This is a genomic window from Pseudomonas brassicacearum (assembly GCF_918698105.1).
Classification (GTDB): Bacteria; Pseudomonadota; Gammaproteobacteria; order Pseudomonadales; family Pseudomonadaceae; genus Aquipseudomonas; species Aquipseudomonas brassicacearum_F.
Genome location: NZ_CAKKMI010000113.1, coordinates 1 through 16,024 on the forward strand (window position 1 = coordinate 1; position 16,024 = coordinate 16,024).

The 16,024-nt window shown below is 62.6% G+C and carries 12 protein-coding genes; 7 read left to right on the forward strand and 5 right to left on the reverse strand.

Annotation, left to right across the window (positions count from 1 at the left end; genetic code table 11):
- Positions 1-117: 117 nt before the first annotated feature.
- Entirely contained in the window at positions 118-1,047 is a 930-nt protein-coding gene (locus LQ215_RS27630; RefSeq protein ID WP_230153456.1) for an alpha/beta fold hydrolase, read from the reverse strand.
- A gap of 296 nt (positions 1,048-1,343) precedes the next feature.
- On the opposite strand from LQ215_RS27630, the gene LQ215_RS27635 reads away from it, so the two are divergent.
- Positions 1,344-2,429 (forward strand): diguanylate cyclase, encoded by a 1,086-nt coding sequence (locus LQ215_RS27635; RefSeq protein WP_230153457.1) that lies wholly within the window; start codon positions 1,344-1,346, stop codon positions 2,427-2,429.
- Positions 2,430-2,514: 85 nt separating this feature from the next.
- Positions 2,515-3,753 carry a M20/M25/M40 family metallo-hydrolase gene (locus LQ215_RS27640; protein ID WP_057448818.1) on the forward strand — a complete coding sequence of 413 codons (1,239 nt, stop codon included), beginning with the start codon at positions 2,515-2,517 and terminating at the stop codon, positions 3,751-3,753.
- Positions 3,754-3,876: 123 nt separating this feature from the next.
- Here the strand turns inward: LQ215_RS27640 and LQ215_RS27645 are convergent, their stop codons facing one another.
- The 3 genes from LQ215_RS27645 to LQ215_RS27655 all read right to left on the reverse strand — a co-directional run bounded on the left by LQ215_RS27645 (position 3,877) and on the right by LQ215_RS27655 (position 7,054).
- Positions 3,877-4,212: a DUF6124 family protein gene (locus LQ215_RS27645; protein WP_230153458.1), complete on the reverse strand. Its 336-nt coding sequence runs from the start codon at positions 4,210-4,212 to the stop codon at positions 3,877-3,879.
- 512 nt (positions 4,213-4,724) lie between these two features.
- On the reverse strand, positions 4,725-6,050 hold the full coding sequence (locus LQ215_RS27650) for a substrate-binding domain-containing protein (protein ID WP_230153465.1): 1,326 nt from the start codon (positions 6,048-6,050) through the stop codon (positions 4,725-4,727).
- A 104-nt stretch (positions 6,051-6,154) separates the two neighbouring features.
- Entirely contained in the window at positions 6,155-7,054 is a 900-nt protein-coding gene (locus tag LQ215_RS27655) for a LysR family transcriptional regulator (RefSeq protein ID WP_230153459.1), read from the reverse strand.
- 115 nt (positions 7,055-7,169) lie between these two features.
- Between LQ215_RS27655 and LQ215_RS27660 the strand changes: the two genes are divergently transcribed.
- Together LQ215_RS27660 and LQ215_RS27665 are read left to right on the forward strand one after the other, a co-directional pair.
- Positions 7,170-8,183, forward strand: a complete 1,014-nt coding sequence (locus tag LQ215_RS27660) for a polysaccharide deacetylase family protein (RefSeq protein WP_013693792.1) — start codon at positions 7,170-7,172, stop codon at positions 8,181-8,183.
- A gap of 53 nt (positions 8,184-8,236) precedes the next feature.
- Positions 8,237-8,788: an ester cyclase gene (locus tag LQ215_RS27665; RefSeq protein WP_230153460.1), complete on the forward strand. Its 552-nt coding sequence runs from the start codon at positions 8,237-8,239 to the stop codon at positions 8,786-8,788.
- A 35-nt stretch (positions 8,789-8,823) separates the two neighbouring features.
- On the opposite strand, the gene xthA is transcribed toward LQ215_RS27665, so the two are convergent.
- Positions 8,824-9,636 (reverse strand): exodeoxyribonuclease III, encoded by an 813-nt coding sequence (gene xthA / locus LQ215_RS27670; RefSeq protein WP_230153461.1) that lies wholly within the window; start codon positions 9,634-9,636, stop codon positions 8,824-8,826.
- Between the two features lie 176 nt (positions 9,637-9,812).
- On the opposite strand from xthA, the gene LQ215_RS27675 reads away from it, so the two are divergent.
- The 3 genes from LQ215_RS27675 (at position 9,813) to LQ215_RS27685 (ending at position 15,939) form a co-directional block, all read left to right on the forward strand.
- On the forward strand, positions 9,813-10,463 hold the full coding sequence (locus LQ215_RS27675; protein WP_230153462.1) for a GNAT family N-acetyltransferase: 651 nt from the start codon (positions 9,813-9,815) through the stop codon (positions 10,461-10,463).
- A 65-nt stretch (positions 10,464-10,528) separates the two neighbouring features.
- Positions 10,529-12,256: an autotransporter assembly complex protein TamA gene (locus LQ215_RS27680; RefSeq protein WP_230153463.1), complete on the forward strand. Its 1,728-nt coding sequence runs from the start codon at positions 10,529-10,531 to the stop codon at positions 12,254-12,256.
- Positions 12,253-15,939: a translocation/assembly module TamB domain-containing protein gene (locus tag LQ215_RS27685; protein ID WP_230153464.1), complete on the forward strand. Its 3,687-nt coding sequence runs from the start codon at positions 12,253-12,255 to the stop codon at positions 15,937-15,939. The genes LQ215_RS27680 and LQ215_RS27685 overlap by 4 nt, the downstream gene beginning before the upstream one ends.
- Positions 15,940-16,024 lie beyond the last annotated feature (85 nt).

The window sequence follows — 16,024 nt, forward strand, 5'->3', positions numbered from 1 at the left end:
GGAGCGAGCTTGCTCGCGATGGCGGTGGGTCAGCTTGCATCCAGATTGAATGTGTCACCGCTATCGCGAGCAAGCTCGCTCCCACATGGGATTCATTTTGTTATTTTCGCATCGCCGTCACTGCCCCAACCCCTTGAGAAACTCCCGGTACAGCGCCGCGGTTTTTCCCGGTCGTTCGACCATGGGCATGTGGCCGATACCGTCCCAGATTTCCACCCGCAGATCGGCGATGCCCTTGCTCCATACCGGCACGCTGCTGACGTCGATCAGCCGGTCCTTGCGCCCCCAGAGTAGCAGCGACGGGGCGCGGATGTCGGCCAGGCGCGGCTCCATCGGCGGGCTGGCGCGAAAGTCGACGAAAATTTCCGCCAATTCATCGCGGCGCTGTTCGTAACGTTCGGCCATTGCCGCCAGCACCACGCTGGGCACCCAGGGCGGGGAGGCCATGGTCATGGCGTAGAACGGCGCGAAATCGTCCCGCGAGTCGACGAGGAACGGGTTATGCCCGGCGGCCAGATGGCGTTCCATGTCACTGGCCTGGGGCGCGGTGACGCCGGCCGGATCGATCAACGCCAGGGTCAGCACGCGCTCGGGCGACGTGGCCGCCAGCCATGCGGCGAGGTATCCGCCCATGGAATTGCCGATCACATGGACCTTGTCCAGACCACAGGCGTCGAGCAACTCGATGACCCGCCGGGCCTGGGTCGGGATGTCATAGCCGCCGCCGGCCTTGAAGCCGGTTTCGCCGTGGCCGGCCAGGTCGGGCACCACCACCCGGTAGTCGCCGACAAAATGCCGGGCAAAGCGCAGCCAGAGATTCTTGTCGGCGCTGTAGCCATGCAGCATCAGGATGCTGCCGGACGCTTCATAGGGCCCGCCTTGCCAGGTCGATACGGTCATCTCGCTGATGGGGACGGTGATCTTGTGCAAACGGTAGAGACGTGCCTCCAGCGCCATGCTCACGTCGTACAGCACATGGCCGATGCCTGGATACGTCAACCAACTCCAGGCGATAAACACGGCAAGGACTACCCACAACACCAGCATGTTTTGCCCTCCAGGGGTCAGGACAGAATGTGATCGGCCAGTCTGAGCCGACGGGTCAGATACGCTTAAGTGAAGCTGAAACCCGAGCACATCGCGATGACATGGCGCATTTGCTTTGCTACTTGCTATGACAGCCGCCGGATGACTCATGTATAGCCAAGATCCGCGGCATGGCCCGACATTTGATCGAGAATAAATAGCCCTTCATTCAGTGGTGGCTATTTGATGCCGCCCTGATAGACTCCGAGCTACCCCCCGTCCCAATGACCTGGGAAACCCGCGGTGCAGAGGCTTCTATGCAAAAAACGGGAAAAAAGGGACGGACGCTGGCCAGGAGGCTTTATATATCGCGCATTCTGGGCCTGTCGCTGGGGTTACTGTTGGTGAGTGCTGCCATCTTTCCCCTCGAACCGGCACCGTGGGTCTGGGGTTTCATGCTGTTCAACGGCCTGCTCTGGCCACACGTGTCCTATTGGTGGGCCCGGCGCTGCTCGAGGCCGTACCAAGCCGAACACATCAATTTATTGATCGATGCGGCGCTTGGCGGCTTCTGGGTCGCGGCAATGCAGTTCAACCCACTGCCTACAGCCGTCACGCTGGCGATGATGGCGATGAACAACGTCGCCATTGGCGGCCTGCGCTTTTTGTTTGTCGGAGCGATTGCCCAAGCGGCAGGTATTTTTGTCGGCGAAATGATCTTCCCATTGACCAGCGTGCCCATGACCAGCCCGGCGCAGCTCTACGCCTGTTTACCCCTGCTGTGCCTGTATCCGATGGCGCTGGGTTGGTTCTGCTTTCGCCAGGCCTTCGCCCTGGGCCTGCAAAAGCGCGAGTTGCTGGCCCTGAGTCGCACCGACAGTCTGACCGGCTTGCTTAACCATGGCGCCTGGAAAGATCGTCTCAACGAGGAGTTCCAGCGTTGCCTGCGTCACCCGAATGACGGGGCCGGGCGTGGCGCGATTGCGCTGATCGACATCGATCATTTCAAAGCCATCAATGACACCTATGGCCATGTTGCCGGAGACATCGTGCTGCGCCAGCTTGGCAAGATGCTCAAGCAAAACCTGCGCGCCGCCGATGTGGTCGGGCGTTATGGCGGGGACGAGTTCTGTGTGATTCTGCCGGACCTGACGCTTCACAACGCCGTGCAGGCCATGGACGGGTTGCGCGAGCGCTTTGCGACGCTCAGCTATGAACAGAACCCGGCGCTGAAGGTGAGCCTGAGCATTGGCCTGGCGGCCTTCAACCCGGCCTATGGCGATGCGACCCATTGGCTCAATGATGCCGACCAGGCGCTTTACGAGGCCAAGACCAGCGGGCGCAACCGGGTCACGTGTTACCGGCATCGGCAAGCGATGGAGGAATCGGCCATTTCCCCCTGAGGTGGCCACCTGCGGTCTAGAGCCTTGACCCATTGTCGGGTAGGGTGCCTATGGCACTCTTTCGATACGGAACAAGGATGAAATCATGATGATGACCGCTCTTCGCTCCCGTTTGGCCGTCAGTCTTGGCCTGAGCCTGGCCCTCGGCGCCTTTGCTCCCGTTGCTTTCGCGCAGCCCCATCAACAAGTCCTGAGCGACGCCGAACAGTACAAGGGCGAGGCCCTGAAACTGCTCGAACGTTTGGTGAACATCGACTCCGGCTCAGGCTATGTGCCGGGGTTGACCCAGGTCGGTGACATTGCCATCGATGAATTGACGAAGTTGGGCGCCACCATCGAAAAAGTGCCTAACTCGGACGGCACCCAGCACATCCTGGCGACCCTCAAGGGCACCGGCAAGGCAAAAATCCTGCTGATGGCCCACATGGACACGGTGTTCAAGGAAGGCTCGGCCGCCGAGCGTCCCTTCCACATCAAGGATGGCCGGGCCTACGGGCCGGGGGTAATGGACGACAAGGGCGGCATCGTCGCCGGGATCTACGCCTTGAAGGTACTCAAGAACCTGGACTTCAAGAATTACGCGCAGATTACTTTCCTGCTCGACGCCAGCGAAGAAACCGGCTCGGACGCCGCCACCGACCTGATCAAGAAAACCGCCAAGGCCCATGACGTGACGCTCAACCTCGAACCGGGTCGCCCGGCCGACGGCTTGGTGGTCTGGCGCAAGGGCAGCGCCACGGCGCTGGTGGAGGTCAAGGGCAAGGCGTCCCACGCCGGTGTCGCGCCGGAACTGGGGCGCAATGCGGCGATGGAAGCGGCGCACCAGATTCTGCAACTGGGCAAGCTCGGCGACGCGGAAAAGAAAACCACCATCAACTTCACGGTGATCAAGGCCGGCGACCGGACCAACGTGATCCCCGACCAGGCGAGCGCCAAGGCGGATGTGCGGGCGGCGGTGCCGGAAGAGTTCGACCGCATCGAAAAAGACCTGGCCCGGGTGTCGCAGGACAAGTTGATCGCCGACACCGAAGTCACCACCAGCCTCAAGCGCGGCCTGCCACCGATGCCGCAGACGGCGGAGTCGGACCGGTTGATGGCCATGGCCCAAGGCATCTATGGCGAATTGGGGCGCAAACTCACTGAAGAAGGCAGCGGTGGGGCGGCGGATGCCAGCCTGTCAGCCGGGGTTGGTACGCCGACGTTGGATGGCTTCGGCATCGTGGGCGGCAACATCCATACACCGGAGGAATACGCCGAAGTCGAGAGCGTGGTGCCGCGAATTTATCTGTTGTCGCGGATGATCATGGAGTTGGCGGGGCGGTAAAGCGCTATGTCGTCCTGTGGGAGCGAGCTTGCTCGCGAAAGCGATCTGTCTGTCGATCAAGTGTTGACTGACACACAGCCTTCGCGAGCAAGCTCGCTCCCACAGGGGAATGTGCTGCAGCGGCTAGCGCGCTTCGACGTTGTCCAGCGCGCGGTTTGCCAGTTGCCCACTCAATTCGATCAATTGGTGGATGCCCAGGACAATGTGGCGTCTTGAGCCTTCCAGGTCGAAGGCCAGGTCGCTGAGCATGGCGTTGGCCGAGGCCAGGGTTTCGCTGAGGTTGGCGAGTAGGGATTCGGTGTCGACACCATTGGCGACCGTGAAGAGTTGGCCGGCATCAGCCTCGGGTTTGCTGGGTTTGGGCTTGAGGTAGTGGTCGAGGATGCGGTCGGCGGCTTTGTCGAACGCTTTTGAGTTGGTTGGATCGGTGTCCGGCGGGTTGGGTGTTGGTTTGAACATAGATGAAACTCCAGATAAGAAATTGGAGCCATCACTCTCGCTACCAAACGAAGGGTGGTGGCCATACGAAGGTTGGTAGACCGGTTACCTGGCAACCCGGCGCGTCCGAGAACGCCCTGCGCATGACCACCATAAAACAGAGGACGTAGAAGTCCCTTGCATCAGGATGCACGTGCGCCAGGAAACCGGGCTACCAAACCCGATCGCTGATTCGTCAGCGACCCGGAAACGATAAAGCCCTGGCCCCAAGGCGCACAAGCCGGCGGATTCTGGCGTAGTTGTAGGTAATGGCGCAAGACGATGGAGTTTGGTCCTACACCGAAACCAATGCGATAAACGCTGAGCTTTTGTGGCGAGGGAGCTTGCTCCCGCTCGGCTGCGCAGCAGTCGTAAAACCGGCTGGCGCGATTTGCCTGGGGGACCGCGTCAGCTCATATTGGGGCGGCTGCGCCACCCAGCGGGAGCGAGCTCCCTCGCCACAAAAGCGGGTTCGCTTTTTGAGGGCGTCGTTTCTAGTAAACCCAAACCTCAACCCGCCGATTCCTGACCCGCCCTTCATCCTCGCTGTTGGCCGCCACCGGCATCAATGCGCCGAACCCCCGTACCTCTCGAAGCGCGACGCCGTATTTGACCAATTCGCGCCGCACCGCCATGGCCCGCAGTTTGGACAACAGGTCGGCCCGCGCCGGGTTGTCCTTGGCGTCACCAAAACCCACCAATGTCACGCGCCGGTCGGTTTTGCCGTGCTGCTTTATATAGTCGAGCACGCGGCCCAGGTCCTGGTGGGCCTTGTTGTCCAGGCTGGCGCTGCCTTCTTCGAAGCGGAAGTTCACGCTCAAGCGTTGGGCGTGGCGGCTCAAGGCCTGGTAACCCTCGGGCATCAGTGCATTTGGTGTGACGGCCATGGCCTGGACGGTCTGGGCGATGAACCCATTGGCGGCGACGATGGCCTGGCCCTGCTCGCTTTGGGTGAACGCCACCAGTGCCTCGGCCCACGGGTTGGTTGCCTGGGGTGGCAAATAAAAGAACAGGCGCCGGGACAAGGGGTAGTCCTCGGTGGCGATCAGGTTGTTCAACGGCAACATGGGTTGGGAATCACCGTCGACAATCGCCAGCGCCTTGGCCTGGCGCACATAGGGCAAACCGATGAAGCCGATGCCCTGCGGGTCCTGGCTGACAGCGTCGGACAACTGTTCGCTGGATTCGAAGCGCCGTGCTGTAGGATCCAGCCGTTTTCCCTGTCGGCTAAGGACCAGTTCCTTGAAGGTATCGTAGGTGCCGGACTGTTCATCCCGGGCATACAGATGAATCGGCCCACCGACACTGCCGACGGCTTCCCAGGTTTTCGCCTCGCCACTGAATATTCGTGCCAGTTGCACGGTATCGAGCTGACGCAACGGGTTCTGCGGATGAAGAATAATCGCCAGGCCATCGATGGCAATGACTTGCTCGGCGGTGGGACTTTTCAGGTCACCCAGGGACGACAGTTCCTTCAGCTCGCTGTCCTTGATCGGTCGCGAAGAGGCGGCCAGGTCGGCGTTGCCCTGCTTGAGGGCGGTGAAACCGGTGCTGGAGCCGTGGGCGGCAATGTCGACCTCTACTCGCCGACCGTCAGTGGTCTGGCCGACGATGCGCTGCTCATTGTCCCTGCCGGTGATTTCGGCGCTCACTTTGAGCAACCCCTGGTTTTCCATCAGCCCTTTGACCAGTGCCGGGCCGAGCGTTGCCCCTATGGTATTGGAGCCTTGAAGGCGCAGGGCCGGGCCGGATTCTGGAAGAGGCAAGCCGGGAACAGGCTCGCGTTCAGCGCAGATCGCCAACGGCAGCCACAACGCCATTATCCAGACCACGCACAGACGCATGCCGACACCTTCAGAACCCAGGGAAGTGCCAGGAGAATAAGTCAGGCAGATGACTAAACGATGACAGGGTGATTGCGTTCTTAAGCGCCGGACTCCATTGCTGCCAGCTCGGTCACCAGATGTTCGATCAACGCCCTCACGCGCTTGGGTTGGACGCGGGCAGTCGGGTAGACGATCTGCAGTAGCGTGCTGCCGGCTGTGAACTCCGTGAGCAACTCCACCAACCGCCCGCTCTTGAGATCGTCGCGCACATCCCAGATCGACTTGAGACTGATGCCGTGTCCCTCCAGGCACCACTGGCGTACGAGGCCGCCGTCATTGGCGATTCGCCGACCCTGGACCAACACGCGATGCACCTCGCCGCGTCGGCTGAAGGTCCATTCCCGCGCCGCATTGATGCCCAGGCGCATTACCAGGCATTCGTGTCGGGTCAGTTCGGTGGGGTGCGTTGGCGTGCCATGACGCGCCAGATAAGTGGGCGCGGCACAGACCACGCGACGGTTTTCCCCCAAGGGCCTGGCGCGCAGTGAGCTGTCGGCCAAGGCGCCATAGCGAATGGCGAAATCGAGCCCCTGGCTGACCAGGTCCACGTAGCCGTCGCCCAGGTCCAAATCCAGGCTGACATCCGGATGCTCGTCGAGAAATTGCGACAGGATAGGGTCGATGTATTGGCGTCCCAAATCTTGCGGGGCACTCATGCGAATCGGCCCGCTGAGGGTTTGGGTGCCGGCGCGAATGCTGCTGTGCAGCTCGCCGGCTTCGGCCAGCAACCGGCGGCCCCCTTCGACCAGCAACTTGCCTTCGTCGGTCAGGCTGATCGCACGCGTGGTGCGATTGAGCAGGGTGGCGCCGTAGTAGGTTTCCAGGGTGACGAGCCGTTCCGAGACCGAAGCGGGGGACAGCCCCACCTCCCGGCCGGCAGCAGAGAGTCCACCTTTCTCAACGATGAGTAGAAAAAGCTCGAGGTTCTTCAGGAACATTATTCGGTAATTCCGAAATGTATTTTCGCCAGTGGATCAATTATCAGGAAAACGCGCAAGGCATACCTTAGTGCCTCAGACGATTGCACTTCAGCGTTTTTTCCAGGAGTCCGCCATGGCCATTTCCGAGGTACCCGATGCTACTCACAACCCCGAACGCAGGACCTTCCTGGCCCAGGCGAGCGCTGGTGCTGCGTTGCTGGCGGCGGGGGACCTGTTGACGACAGGCGCGGCGCAGGCCGGCATCTCGACAAAAGCCGTCGGCGCTTCCAGGAGTGGTTTCTGGCCGGGCGACACCCGCTTGGTGATTTCGATTTCCATGCAATTCGAAGCCGGAGGGCAACCGCCCAAGGGGACCGACAGCCCGTTTCCCCCAGTGGATTTCCCTGACAGTGTCCCCTCCGATCCGGCGACCAATACCTGGTTTGCCTACGGCTATCGGGAAGGTATCCCACGCATGCTGGATTTGTGGGACCGCCATGACGTAAAGGTCACGTCCCATATGATCGGCGAAGCGGCGCGGCGCCAGCCGTCCCTGGCACGGGAGATCGTTGCGCGCGGTCACGAAGCGGCCGGCCATGGCCCGCGTTGGAGTTCGCAGTTTGCGATGAGTCGCGAGGAGGAACGGACGTTCCTGCGCCAGGCCGCCCAGATGGTGCAGGAGGTCACCGGGCAGCCGGTCACCGGTTACAACTGCAACTGGTTGCGCCGGGGGCCCAATACCTTGGCGTTGCTGCAGGAGCTGGGCTACCTCTACCACATCGATGACGTCAGCCGCGACGAGCCCTTCATCGAATCGGTCAACGGCAAGGACTTCGCAGTGGTCCCCTACACATTGCGCAATAACGACATCGTGCTGATCGAAGGCCGGCATTACTCGCCCCAGGCCTTTCTGGAGCAGGTAAAGCTCGATTTCGACCAGCTCTACGAAGAAGCCGGCACACGGCGGCGAATGATGTCGATCAGCGCCCATGACCGCATCAGCGGCACGCCGCAAATGGTGCGGGTCTGGGATGAGTTCCTGCGTTACGCCAAAAGCCACCCGGGCGTGACGTTCATGCGCAAGGACGATATTGCCCGCTACACCCTCGCCAGTGCGCTGTCGGTGCGTGAAGCCGAAACGCTCTGAAGCCTTTTTACAAAACCGGGCCCCGGCCCTTGATCGACCCGAAGGAACCTACCATGCCGTTCTCATTCCTTGCCCTGCCTGGCGGCTTGCGCCTGGCCGGTTTTTCCCTGGCCCTGGGCCTGTCGCTGGGGGCCTCGGCCGCCACCGATGCGCTCGTGGCGCCCCAGAGTCTGATTGTCGACCAGAGCCTGTCGGCGCAGCAGGCGTCCGCCATGATCCTCGCGGCCCGGCGTTATGACACGTTCTGGCACACCGGAGACGAAGCGCTGGCCCGCGAAGCCCTGGCGCCTGGCTTCATCGACAAGACGCCACCTGCCGGGCGCAAGCAAGGCCCGGAAGGACCGTTACTGGCGTCTCAAGCCTTCCGTGGCGCAGTGCCGGATCTCAGTTGTGTCGTGGAACAGATGTTGGTGGTGGGGGATCGGGTCGTGGTGCACCTGCGCTTTCGCGGCCATTTCACCGGCACCTTTGGCCAGCTCCGGGGCCAGGGCCAACCCGTGGAGTTCATCGCGACGGATATTTATCAGGTCGACCAAGGAAAAATCGTCGCCAACTGGCACATCGAGGACAACTTGAGCCTGTTCAAACAGCTGGGTGCTCTCTGACAGACAGGCTCGCCTGCGGCGAGCCGTTTTGCTAATCAGCCCAATTGCAACCAGATCGGCGCATGGTCCGACGGTTTTTCCATGCCCCGCAGTTCGTAGTCTACGCCCGCGTCCTTGACCCGTGGCAGCAGGCCGTGGGAGGTGAGGATCAGGTCGATGCGCAGGCCGCGCTTGGGCTCGTCCTCGAAGCCGCGGCTGCGGTAGTCGAACCAGCTGAAGCGGTCGGTGACGTTCGGGTTCAGGTGACGGAAGCTGTCCACCAGGCCCCAGTTCTTCAGGCGCGCCATCCATTCGCGTTCTTCCGGCAGGAAGCTGCATTTGCCGGTTTTCAGCCAGCGCTTCATGTTGTCCGGGCCGATACCGATGTCGCAGTCTTCCGGGGAAATGTTCACGTCACCCATCACCACCACCGGCTGGTCGTTGCTGAAGCGGCTTTCCAGCAGTTGCTGCAAATCGCTGTAGAAACGTTCCTTGGCCGGGAATTTGGTTGGGTGGTCGCGGCTTTCACCTTGTGGGAAATAACCGTTCATGATGGTCACCGGCACGCCGTTGGCATCGGCGAAGGTGCCCCAGATGAAGCGTCGCTGGGCGTCCTCGTCGTCGCCCTCGAAACCCTTGTACAGGCTCAGTGGTGCCTGGCGCGAGAGCAGGGCGACGCCGTAGTGGCCCTTTTGCCCGTGGTAATGCACGTGATAGCCCAGGGCTTGCACCTCGGCCAGGGGGAATTGTTCGTCGTGGACCTTGGTTTCCTGCAACCCGATCACGTCCGGCTGGTGTTTCTCGATCAGCGCCGCCAACTGATGGGGGCGGGCGCGCAGCCCGTTGATGTTGAAGGAGACGATCTTCATGGTCGGCTGTCCTGGCAAAACTGCGATGCTAGCTGACATGTCGGAACACGGCCAGCGTGGCAGTAGGACAAATGCGCTGCTAATGTCCTGTGGGTGTAGGAACGATCGCAACCCAATCGGGTTCGTACTCAATAAGAGTGGGGCCTCATCGAGCCTCGCCAAGGAGATCCAACGTCATGCCTGAAACCGCCACCGCCATCGCCGACATCCATATGCTCGACAGTGGTTATTCCCGTGAAGCCCGTTCGTTGCTGTACCAGGCCTATCGCCACGAGCCGACTTTCAGCTACCTGTTCGAATCCGAGCGTCCCGGTTATGAACAGCGGGTACGGGCCACGGTGCGTGAGCTGGTCAAGCAGCATTTTCTCCAGGACCTGCCGGCCATCGGCTTGCTGGTCAACGACCGCCTGATCGGCATCGCCCTGATCGCCCCGCCGCAGCGGCGCCTGGGCATCACCGAAAGCTGGGCCTGGCGCCTGCGCATGGTCTTGAGCACCGGTTTTCGCTGCACCCGGCGCTACCTGGAATACCACGCGGCGGTGCTGGCCTGCCTGCCGTCGGAGGCGGTCCATGTATTGCCGCTGCTGGGCGTGCACCCACAGTTCCAGGGCAAGCATTTCGGCGAACAGTTGCTCGAGGCGGTGCACAACTGGTGCGCGGTGGACGAGCATTCCCAAGGCGTGGTGCTGGACACGGGCAACCCGCGTTACCTTGAGTTTTATAAACGCCAGGGTTACGAGGAAATCGGTGAAGTGGCGGTAGGACCGATCCGCGAACATGTGTTCTTCCACGCCAACCCGCAGGTTCTGCAAAGCGCAACGGCATAGTCGGACGAACTTTTGGGAAATGTCCGGCTCTATCAAGCACCTACGCTCGTGATAGCATCCGCGCCATGAACCTCTCAGGAAGAATGACCAGTGGCGCGCTCCTGCTGTCCCTCAGCTGCGCAGCGCTGGCAAACAGTGAATTGGACGTACGGGTCAAGCCGTCCAACGATGAACTCAAGGCCAACGTAGAAGGTTACATCGGCGGTGTGGGTGATCGTGACGAGGAGGCCTTGCTGCGCTTCAGCCGTGGCGCCGAGGAACAGGCGCGCAAGGCCGCCCAGGCGCTGGGCTACTACCAGCCGCAGATCGACAGTGAGGTCACAGGCGGCAAGGACCCACGCCTGGTGCTGACCATCGACCCCGGCGAGCCGGTGCATTTGCGCAACGTCACCGTGCGCATTGATGGCCCGGCGGCATCGCTCAAAACCTTTCGCGTACCCAGCAACGCCGCCCTCAAGCCCGGCGCGGTGCTCAACCATGGCCGCTATGAAGACGCCAAGCGAATCATCCAGAACCAGGCCTCGCGCTATGGTTTTTTCAGCGGACGTTTCACCCGGCAGAAACTCTTGGTGGATCCCCAGGCGGGCGTCGCCGACATCGAGCTGATCTACGACAGCGGCCCGCGCTATGCCTTGGGGCCGGTGAGTTTTGAAGGCGACACGCCGTTCGACGAAGACCTGCTGCAACGCATGGTGCCGTTCAAGGCCGGCACGGCGTACGACTCCGAACTCATTGCAGAGCTCAACCAGGCACTGCAATCGAGCGGTTATTTCGAAGGCGTCCGGGTGGATGCCGCACCGACGGCGGCCACCGATAACGTGATCCCGGTGGCGGTCAAGCTCGACACGCGCAAGCCGCGCACCATGGGCCTGGGCCTGGGGTTTTCCACCGACGTCGGGCCCAGGGCCAAAGCCAACTGGACGCGCCACTGGGTCAACCCCCAGGGCCACAGCTATGGCTGGGAAGCGGAAGTGTCGGCGCCCCGGCAGAACGTCGGCCTGTGGTACGACGTGCCGCTGGACCCGCCGCTGACTGACAAGCTGCGCTACGCCGGCGGTTATCAATATGAAGAACTGGCCGGCACCGACAGCCTCAGCAAACTGCTCACCGTTGGGCCGGAATGGCACAGCAAGTTGCCCAGCGGCTGGCAGCGGGTGGTGTCGCTCAAATGGCAGCGTGAGGAGTACCGCCTCGGCGACGATGCGGGCCTGAGCACGCTGCTGATGCCGGGCGTGAGTTATTCCTACCTGCGCAGCGACAACCGCATCGATCCGCACAACGGTTACCGCTTGCAGTTCGACACCAAGGTCGCCAAGGAAGGGTTGGGCTCGGACAACAACCTTTTATACGGCACCGCCATGGTCAAGGGCCTGACCACGGTGTTCGACAAGCATCGCTTGCTGGCGCGGGCGCAGATCGGCGGCAGCGCCACCAATGGCTATAAATCCATCCCGCCGTCCCTGCGCTTTTTTGCCGGTGGCGACCAGAGCGTGCGGGGGTACGACTACCAGAGCCTGTCGCCGGAAAACGCCGAGGGCGACCGTATCGGTGGTCGCTACATGGTCGCCGGCAGCCTCGAGTATCAATATTCAATCGCGGAAAAATGGCGGGTGGCGACGTTCATCGACCAGGGCAACTCGTTTAACAGCCTGGAACTGCCGAGCCTCAAGACCGGCGTGGGCGTCGGCGTGCGCTGGGTTTCGCCGGTGGGCCCGATCCGCCTCGACCTGGCCCATGCGATGGACGACGACGGCGGTATCCGATTGCACTTTTCCATGGGGCCCGAGCTGTGACGCGTGGTTTGAAGATAACGCTGCTGGCGCTCGCCGGGGTGCTGGTGGCGCTCGTGCTGGCCTTGGGCATTGTGCTGGGCACGGCATTCGGCAGCCGCTGGGCCCTCGGCCTGGTGCCGGGGCTGACCGTGGAGAATTTCCAGGGCCGGCTGGGCGGGCAGTGGAGCGCCGATCACCTGCTTTGGCAGCAGGACGCCAGTCGGGTGGAAGTGGATCGGCTGATATTCGCCTGGTCGCCGCTGTGCCTGGCACGCATGACCCTGTGCATCGAACAGCTCAAGGCCGACCAGGTCGCCTTGCAATTGCCAGCCTCTGCCGATGAACCGAGCAGCGGCCCGATCAGCTTGCCGGACCTGGATTTGCCACTCGCCATCGAACTGGGCGATGTGCAGGTCGGCAGCCTGTCGTTCAACGGCAGCGAGCAACTCAAGGGCTTGCAACTGGTTGCCCATTGGACCGCCGAGGGCATGCAGATCGATTCGGTGCAATTGCAGCGCGATGAGCTGAGCCTGAAACTCTCCGGCCTGCTGAAGCCGGGCGGCGACTGGCCGTTGAACGCAGAGGGCCGGTTGACCTTGCCGGCGCCGGGCGCCACGCCCTGGGCGCTGGACCTGAAAGTCGACGGCAACCTGCTCAAGACCCTCACCCTCACGGCCGACAGCAGCGGCTACCTGCAAGGCCAATTGAGCGGTGAACTGCAACCGCTGGCGGACAACCTGCCCGCCAAGGTGCGCATCAATGCCGACGGCTTCAAGGCCAGTGCCGATCTGCCCGACACGTTGTTGCTCAATCAACTGGAGTTGACCGGCGAAGGCGATCTGAAGAACGGCTATCAATTGCTCGGCAAGGCGACGCTGCCCGCCGAAAAAGGGCCGGTGGCGTTGTTGCTGCAAGGCACGGTGGACGCCAATGGCGCGCAGATCGCCGGCCTGGATCTGGATGCCGGCGCTCAGCAAAGCCTGAAACTCAGCGGCCAAGTGGACTGGCGCGAAGGCCTGCGCGCCGAGGCGAAAGTCGCCTGGCTGGATTTCCCCTGGCATCGCCTCTATCCGCTGATCGACGAGCCGCAGGTGACGCTGCGCAGCTTCGACGGCGAAGTCTCCTACACCGACGGCCAATACCTGGGCAACTTCCAGGCCGCGCTGGACGGACCCGCCGGGGCCTTCAGCCTGGGCAGCCCGTTCAGCGGCGACCTGACGCAAATCCATTTGCCGCAGCTCAAGCTCGCGGCGGGGCAGGGCAAGGCCGAAGGGCACCTGAGCCTGCAATTTGCCGACGGCATTGCCTGGGATACGGCGCTGCAACTGTCGGCCATCAACCCGGCGTACTGGCTTGGCGAACTGCCCGGAACCCTGGCCGGGCCGTTGCGCAGCAAAGGGATGATGAAGAACGACCGCCTCGACCTCGACGCGGGCCTGGACCTCAAGGGCAAACTGCGGGGCCAGCCAGCGGTGCTTCAGGCCAAGGCCAGCGGCGCTGGCGAGCAGTGGAACCTCAGCGCGCTGGATATTCGCCTGGGGGATAACCGCATCAACGGCAGCGCGAGCCTGCAAGAGAAACTGACCGGCCAGATCGACATCAAGCTCGCGCGCCTGGCTCAGCTCTGGCCGCAATTGCGCGGCCAAGTCGTCGGCCGTGTCGACGTGGCCGGCACGCTCAAGGCCCCCCAAGGCAAGCTCGGCCTGCATGGTACACAACTGGCCTTCCAGGACAACCGCCTGCAAAGCCTGAACCTGGACGCGACCCTCGACAGCGCCCAGCGCGGCAAGCTTGACCTCAAGGCCAGCGGCATTCGCGTCGGCGAAACGTCACTGGGCGTGCTGACGGTCAGCGGCCAGGGCGATATCAAACAGCAGAAGCTCAACCTGGACCTGCAAGGGCCGCAGCTCGACACGACCCTGGCCCTCGATGGCGCGCTCGACCAGGGCAACTGGCGCGGGCGCCTGGCCAGCGGCAACGTGCAGGCCGGCGGTCAAGCCTGGCGCCTGCAAGCCCCGGCGAAACTGGAGCGCCTGGCCGATGGCACGCTCAACGTCGGCGCGCATTGCTGGCGTTCCGGTGAGGCCAGCCTGTGCGGTGAAGACCAGCGGCTGATGCCGGAGCCGAAGCTGCGCTATCACCTCAAGCAATTCCCCATCGAAAGCCTGGCCCAGTGGATGCCCAAGGATTTTGCCTGGCAGGGCCGGCTCAACGCGGACCTGCAACTGGACCTGCCGGCCAGCGGTCCGAATGGCCGGGTCCTGGTGGACGCCAGCGGCGGTACTTTACGGATTCGGGACAAGGAGGGCGATAAGGCGCAGTGGCTGGACTTCCCCTACCAGACCCTGACGCTCAACAGCCGCCTGACCCCCAAGCGCATCGACACCGACCTGAACTTCGTCGGCGCCAGGCTCGGCGAACTGATGCTGCAGGCACAAATCAACCCCATACCGGCCAGCAAACCCATCAGCGGCTCGTTCCGCCTGACCGGCCTGGACCTGTCCGTGGCCCGGCCATTCGTGCCGATGGTGGAAACCCTCACCGGCCACCTGAACGGCAGCGGGACCTTGTCCGGTGGTCTGCTCGCGCCCCAGGTCAACGGCAACCTGGTGCTCAGCGACGGCGAAGTGTCCGGCCCGGAACTGCCGGTCAGCCTCGAAGCCTTGCAGATGCGGGCAACGATTACCGGCGAAGCGGTGCAGCTCAATGGCAATTGGAAAAGTGGCAAGAACGGGCAGGGCAGCCTGAACGGCAACATCGGCTGGGGCGACGCTCTGACGATGAATCTGGCGCTCAAGGGCTCGCAACTGCCAGTCACCGTCGAGCCTTACGCGGTGCTCGACGTGGCGCCGGACCTGAACATCACGATGCATGGCGAGCGGCTTTCCATTGCCGGCAAGGTCCTGGTGCCCAAAGGCGAGATCACCATCCGCGAACTGCCGCCGTCCACCGTCAAGGTTTCGGATGACACGGTGATCGTCGGCCACCAGACCGAAGAGGGCAAGGCGCCGATGGCCATGGCGATGGACATCGACGTGATCGTCGGCCAGGACAAACTCGCGTTCTCGGGTTTCGGCCTGACGGCCAACGTGCAGGGCCAGGTGCACATCGGCGACAACATGGACACCCGCGGCGAACTCTGGCTCAACGACGGTCGTTACCGGGCCTACGGGCAACGGTTGACGGTGCGCCGGGCGCGGCTGCTGTTCGCCGGGCCCATCGACCAGCCCTACCTGGACATCGAAGCGATCCGCCAGACCGACGACGTGATCGCCGGCATCCGCTTGAGCGGCAGCGCCGAGCAACCGACCACGCAAATTTTCTCGGAACCGGCCATGAGCCAGGAGCAGGCGCTGTCCTACCTGGTGCTGGGCCGACCACTGAGCACCACCGGCGAGGACAACAACATGCTCGCCCAGGCGGCGTTGGGCCTGGGGTTGATGGGCAGCTCGGGCGTGACCACCAGCCTGGCCAATAACCTGGGGATCGAGGATTTCCAGCTCGACACCCAGGGCAGCGGCAATGAAACCAGCGTGGTCGCCAGCGGCAACCTGTCGGAAAAACTCAGCCTGCGCTACGGCGTTGGCGTGTTCGAACCGGCCAACACCATCGCCCTGCGCTACAAGCTCAGCAAGAAGGTCTACCTCGAAGCCGCGAGCGGCGTCGCCAGCTCGCTGGACATCTTCTACAAGCGCGATTTCTAACCTTCCCCGAACCCCTGTGGGAGCGAGCTTGCTCGCGATAGCGGTATGACATTCAACACCTCCGTTGATTGACACACCGCTATCG

Bases quoted from the DNA above. Each gene is read 5' to 3' on its own strand.
- LQ215_RS27640 (WP_057448818.1), top strand. From the start codon at position 2,515: ATGATGATGACCGCTCTTCGCTCCCGTTTGGCCGTCAGTCTTGGCCTG.
- LQ215_RS27675 (WP_230153462.1), top strand. From the start codon at position 9,813: ATGCCTGAAACCGCCACCGCCATCGCCGACATCCATATGCTCGACAGT.
- LQ215_RS27660 (WP_013693792.1), top strand. From the start codon at position 7,170: ATGGCCATTTCCGAGGTACCCGATGCTACTCACAACCCCGAACGCAGG.
- LQ215_RS27635 (WP_230153457.1), top strand. From the start codon at position 1,344: ATGCAAAAAACGGGAAAAAAGGGACGGACGCTGGCCAGGAGGCTTTAT.
- LQ215_RS27645 (WP_230153458.1), bottom strand. From the start codon at position 4,212: ATGTTCAAACCAACACCCAACCCGCCGGACACCGATCCAACCAACTCA.
- LQ215_RS27680 (WP_230153463.1), top strand. From the start codon at position 10,529: ATGAACCTCTCAGGAAGAATGACCAGTGGCGCGCTCCTGCTGTCCCTC.
- xthA (WP_230153461.1), bottom strand. From the start codon at position 9,636: ATGAAGATCGTCTCCTTCAACATCAACGGGCTGCGCGCCCGCCCCCAT.
- LQ215_RS27655 (WP_230153459.1), bottom strand. From the start codon at position 7,054: ATGTTCCTGAAGAACCTCGAGCTTTTTCTACTCATCGTTGAGAAAGGT.
- LQ215_RS27665 (WP_230153460.1), top strand. From the start codon at position 8,237: ATGCCGTTCTCATTCCTTGCCCTGCCTGGCGGCTTGCGCCTGGCCGGT.
- LQ215_RS27630 (WP_230153456.1), bottom strand. From the start codon at position 1,047: ATGCTGGTGTTGTGGGTAGTCCTTGCCGTGTTTATCGCCTGGAGTTGG.
- LQ215_RS27650 (WP_230153465.1), bottom strand. From the start codon at position 6,050: ATGGCGTTGTGGCTGCCGTTGGCGATCTGCGCTGAACGCGAGCCTGTT.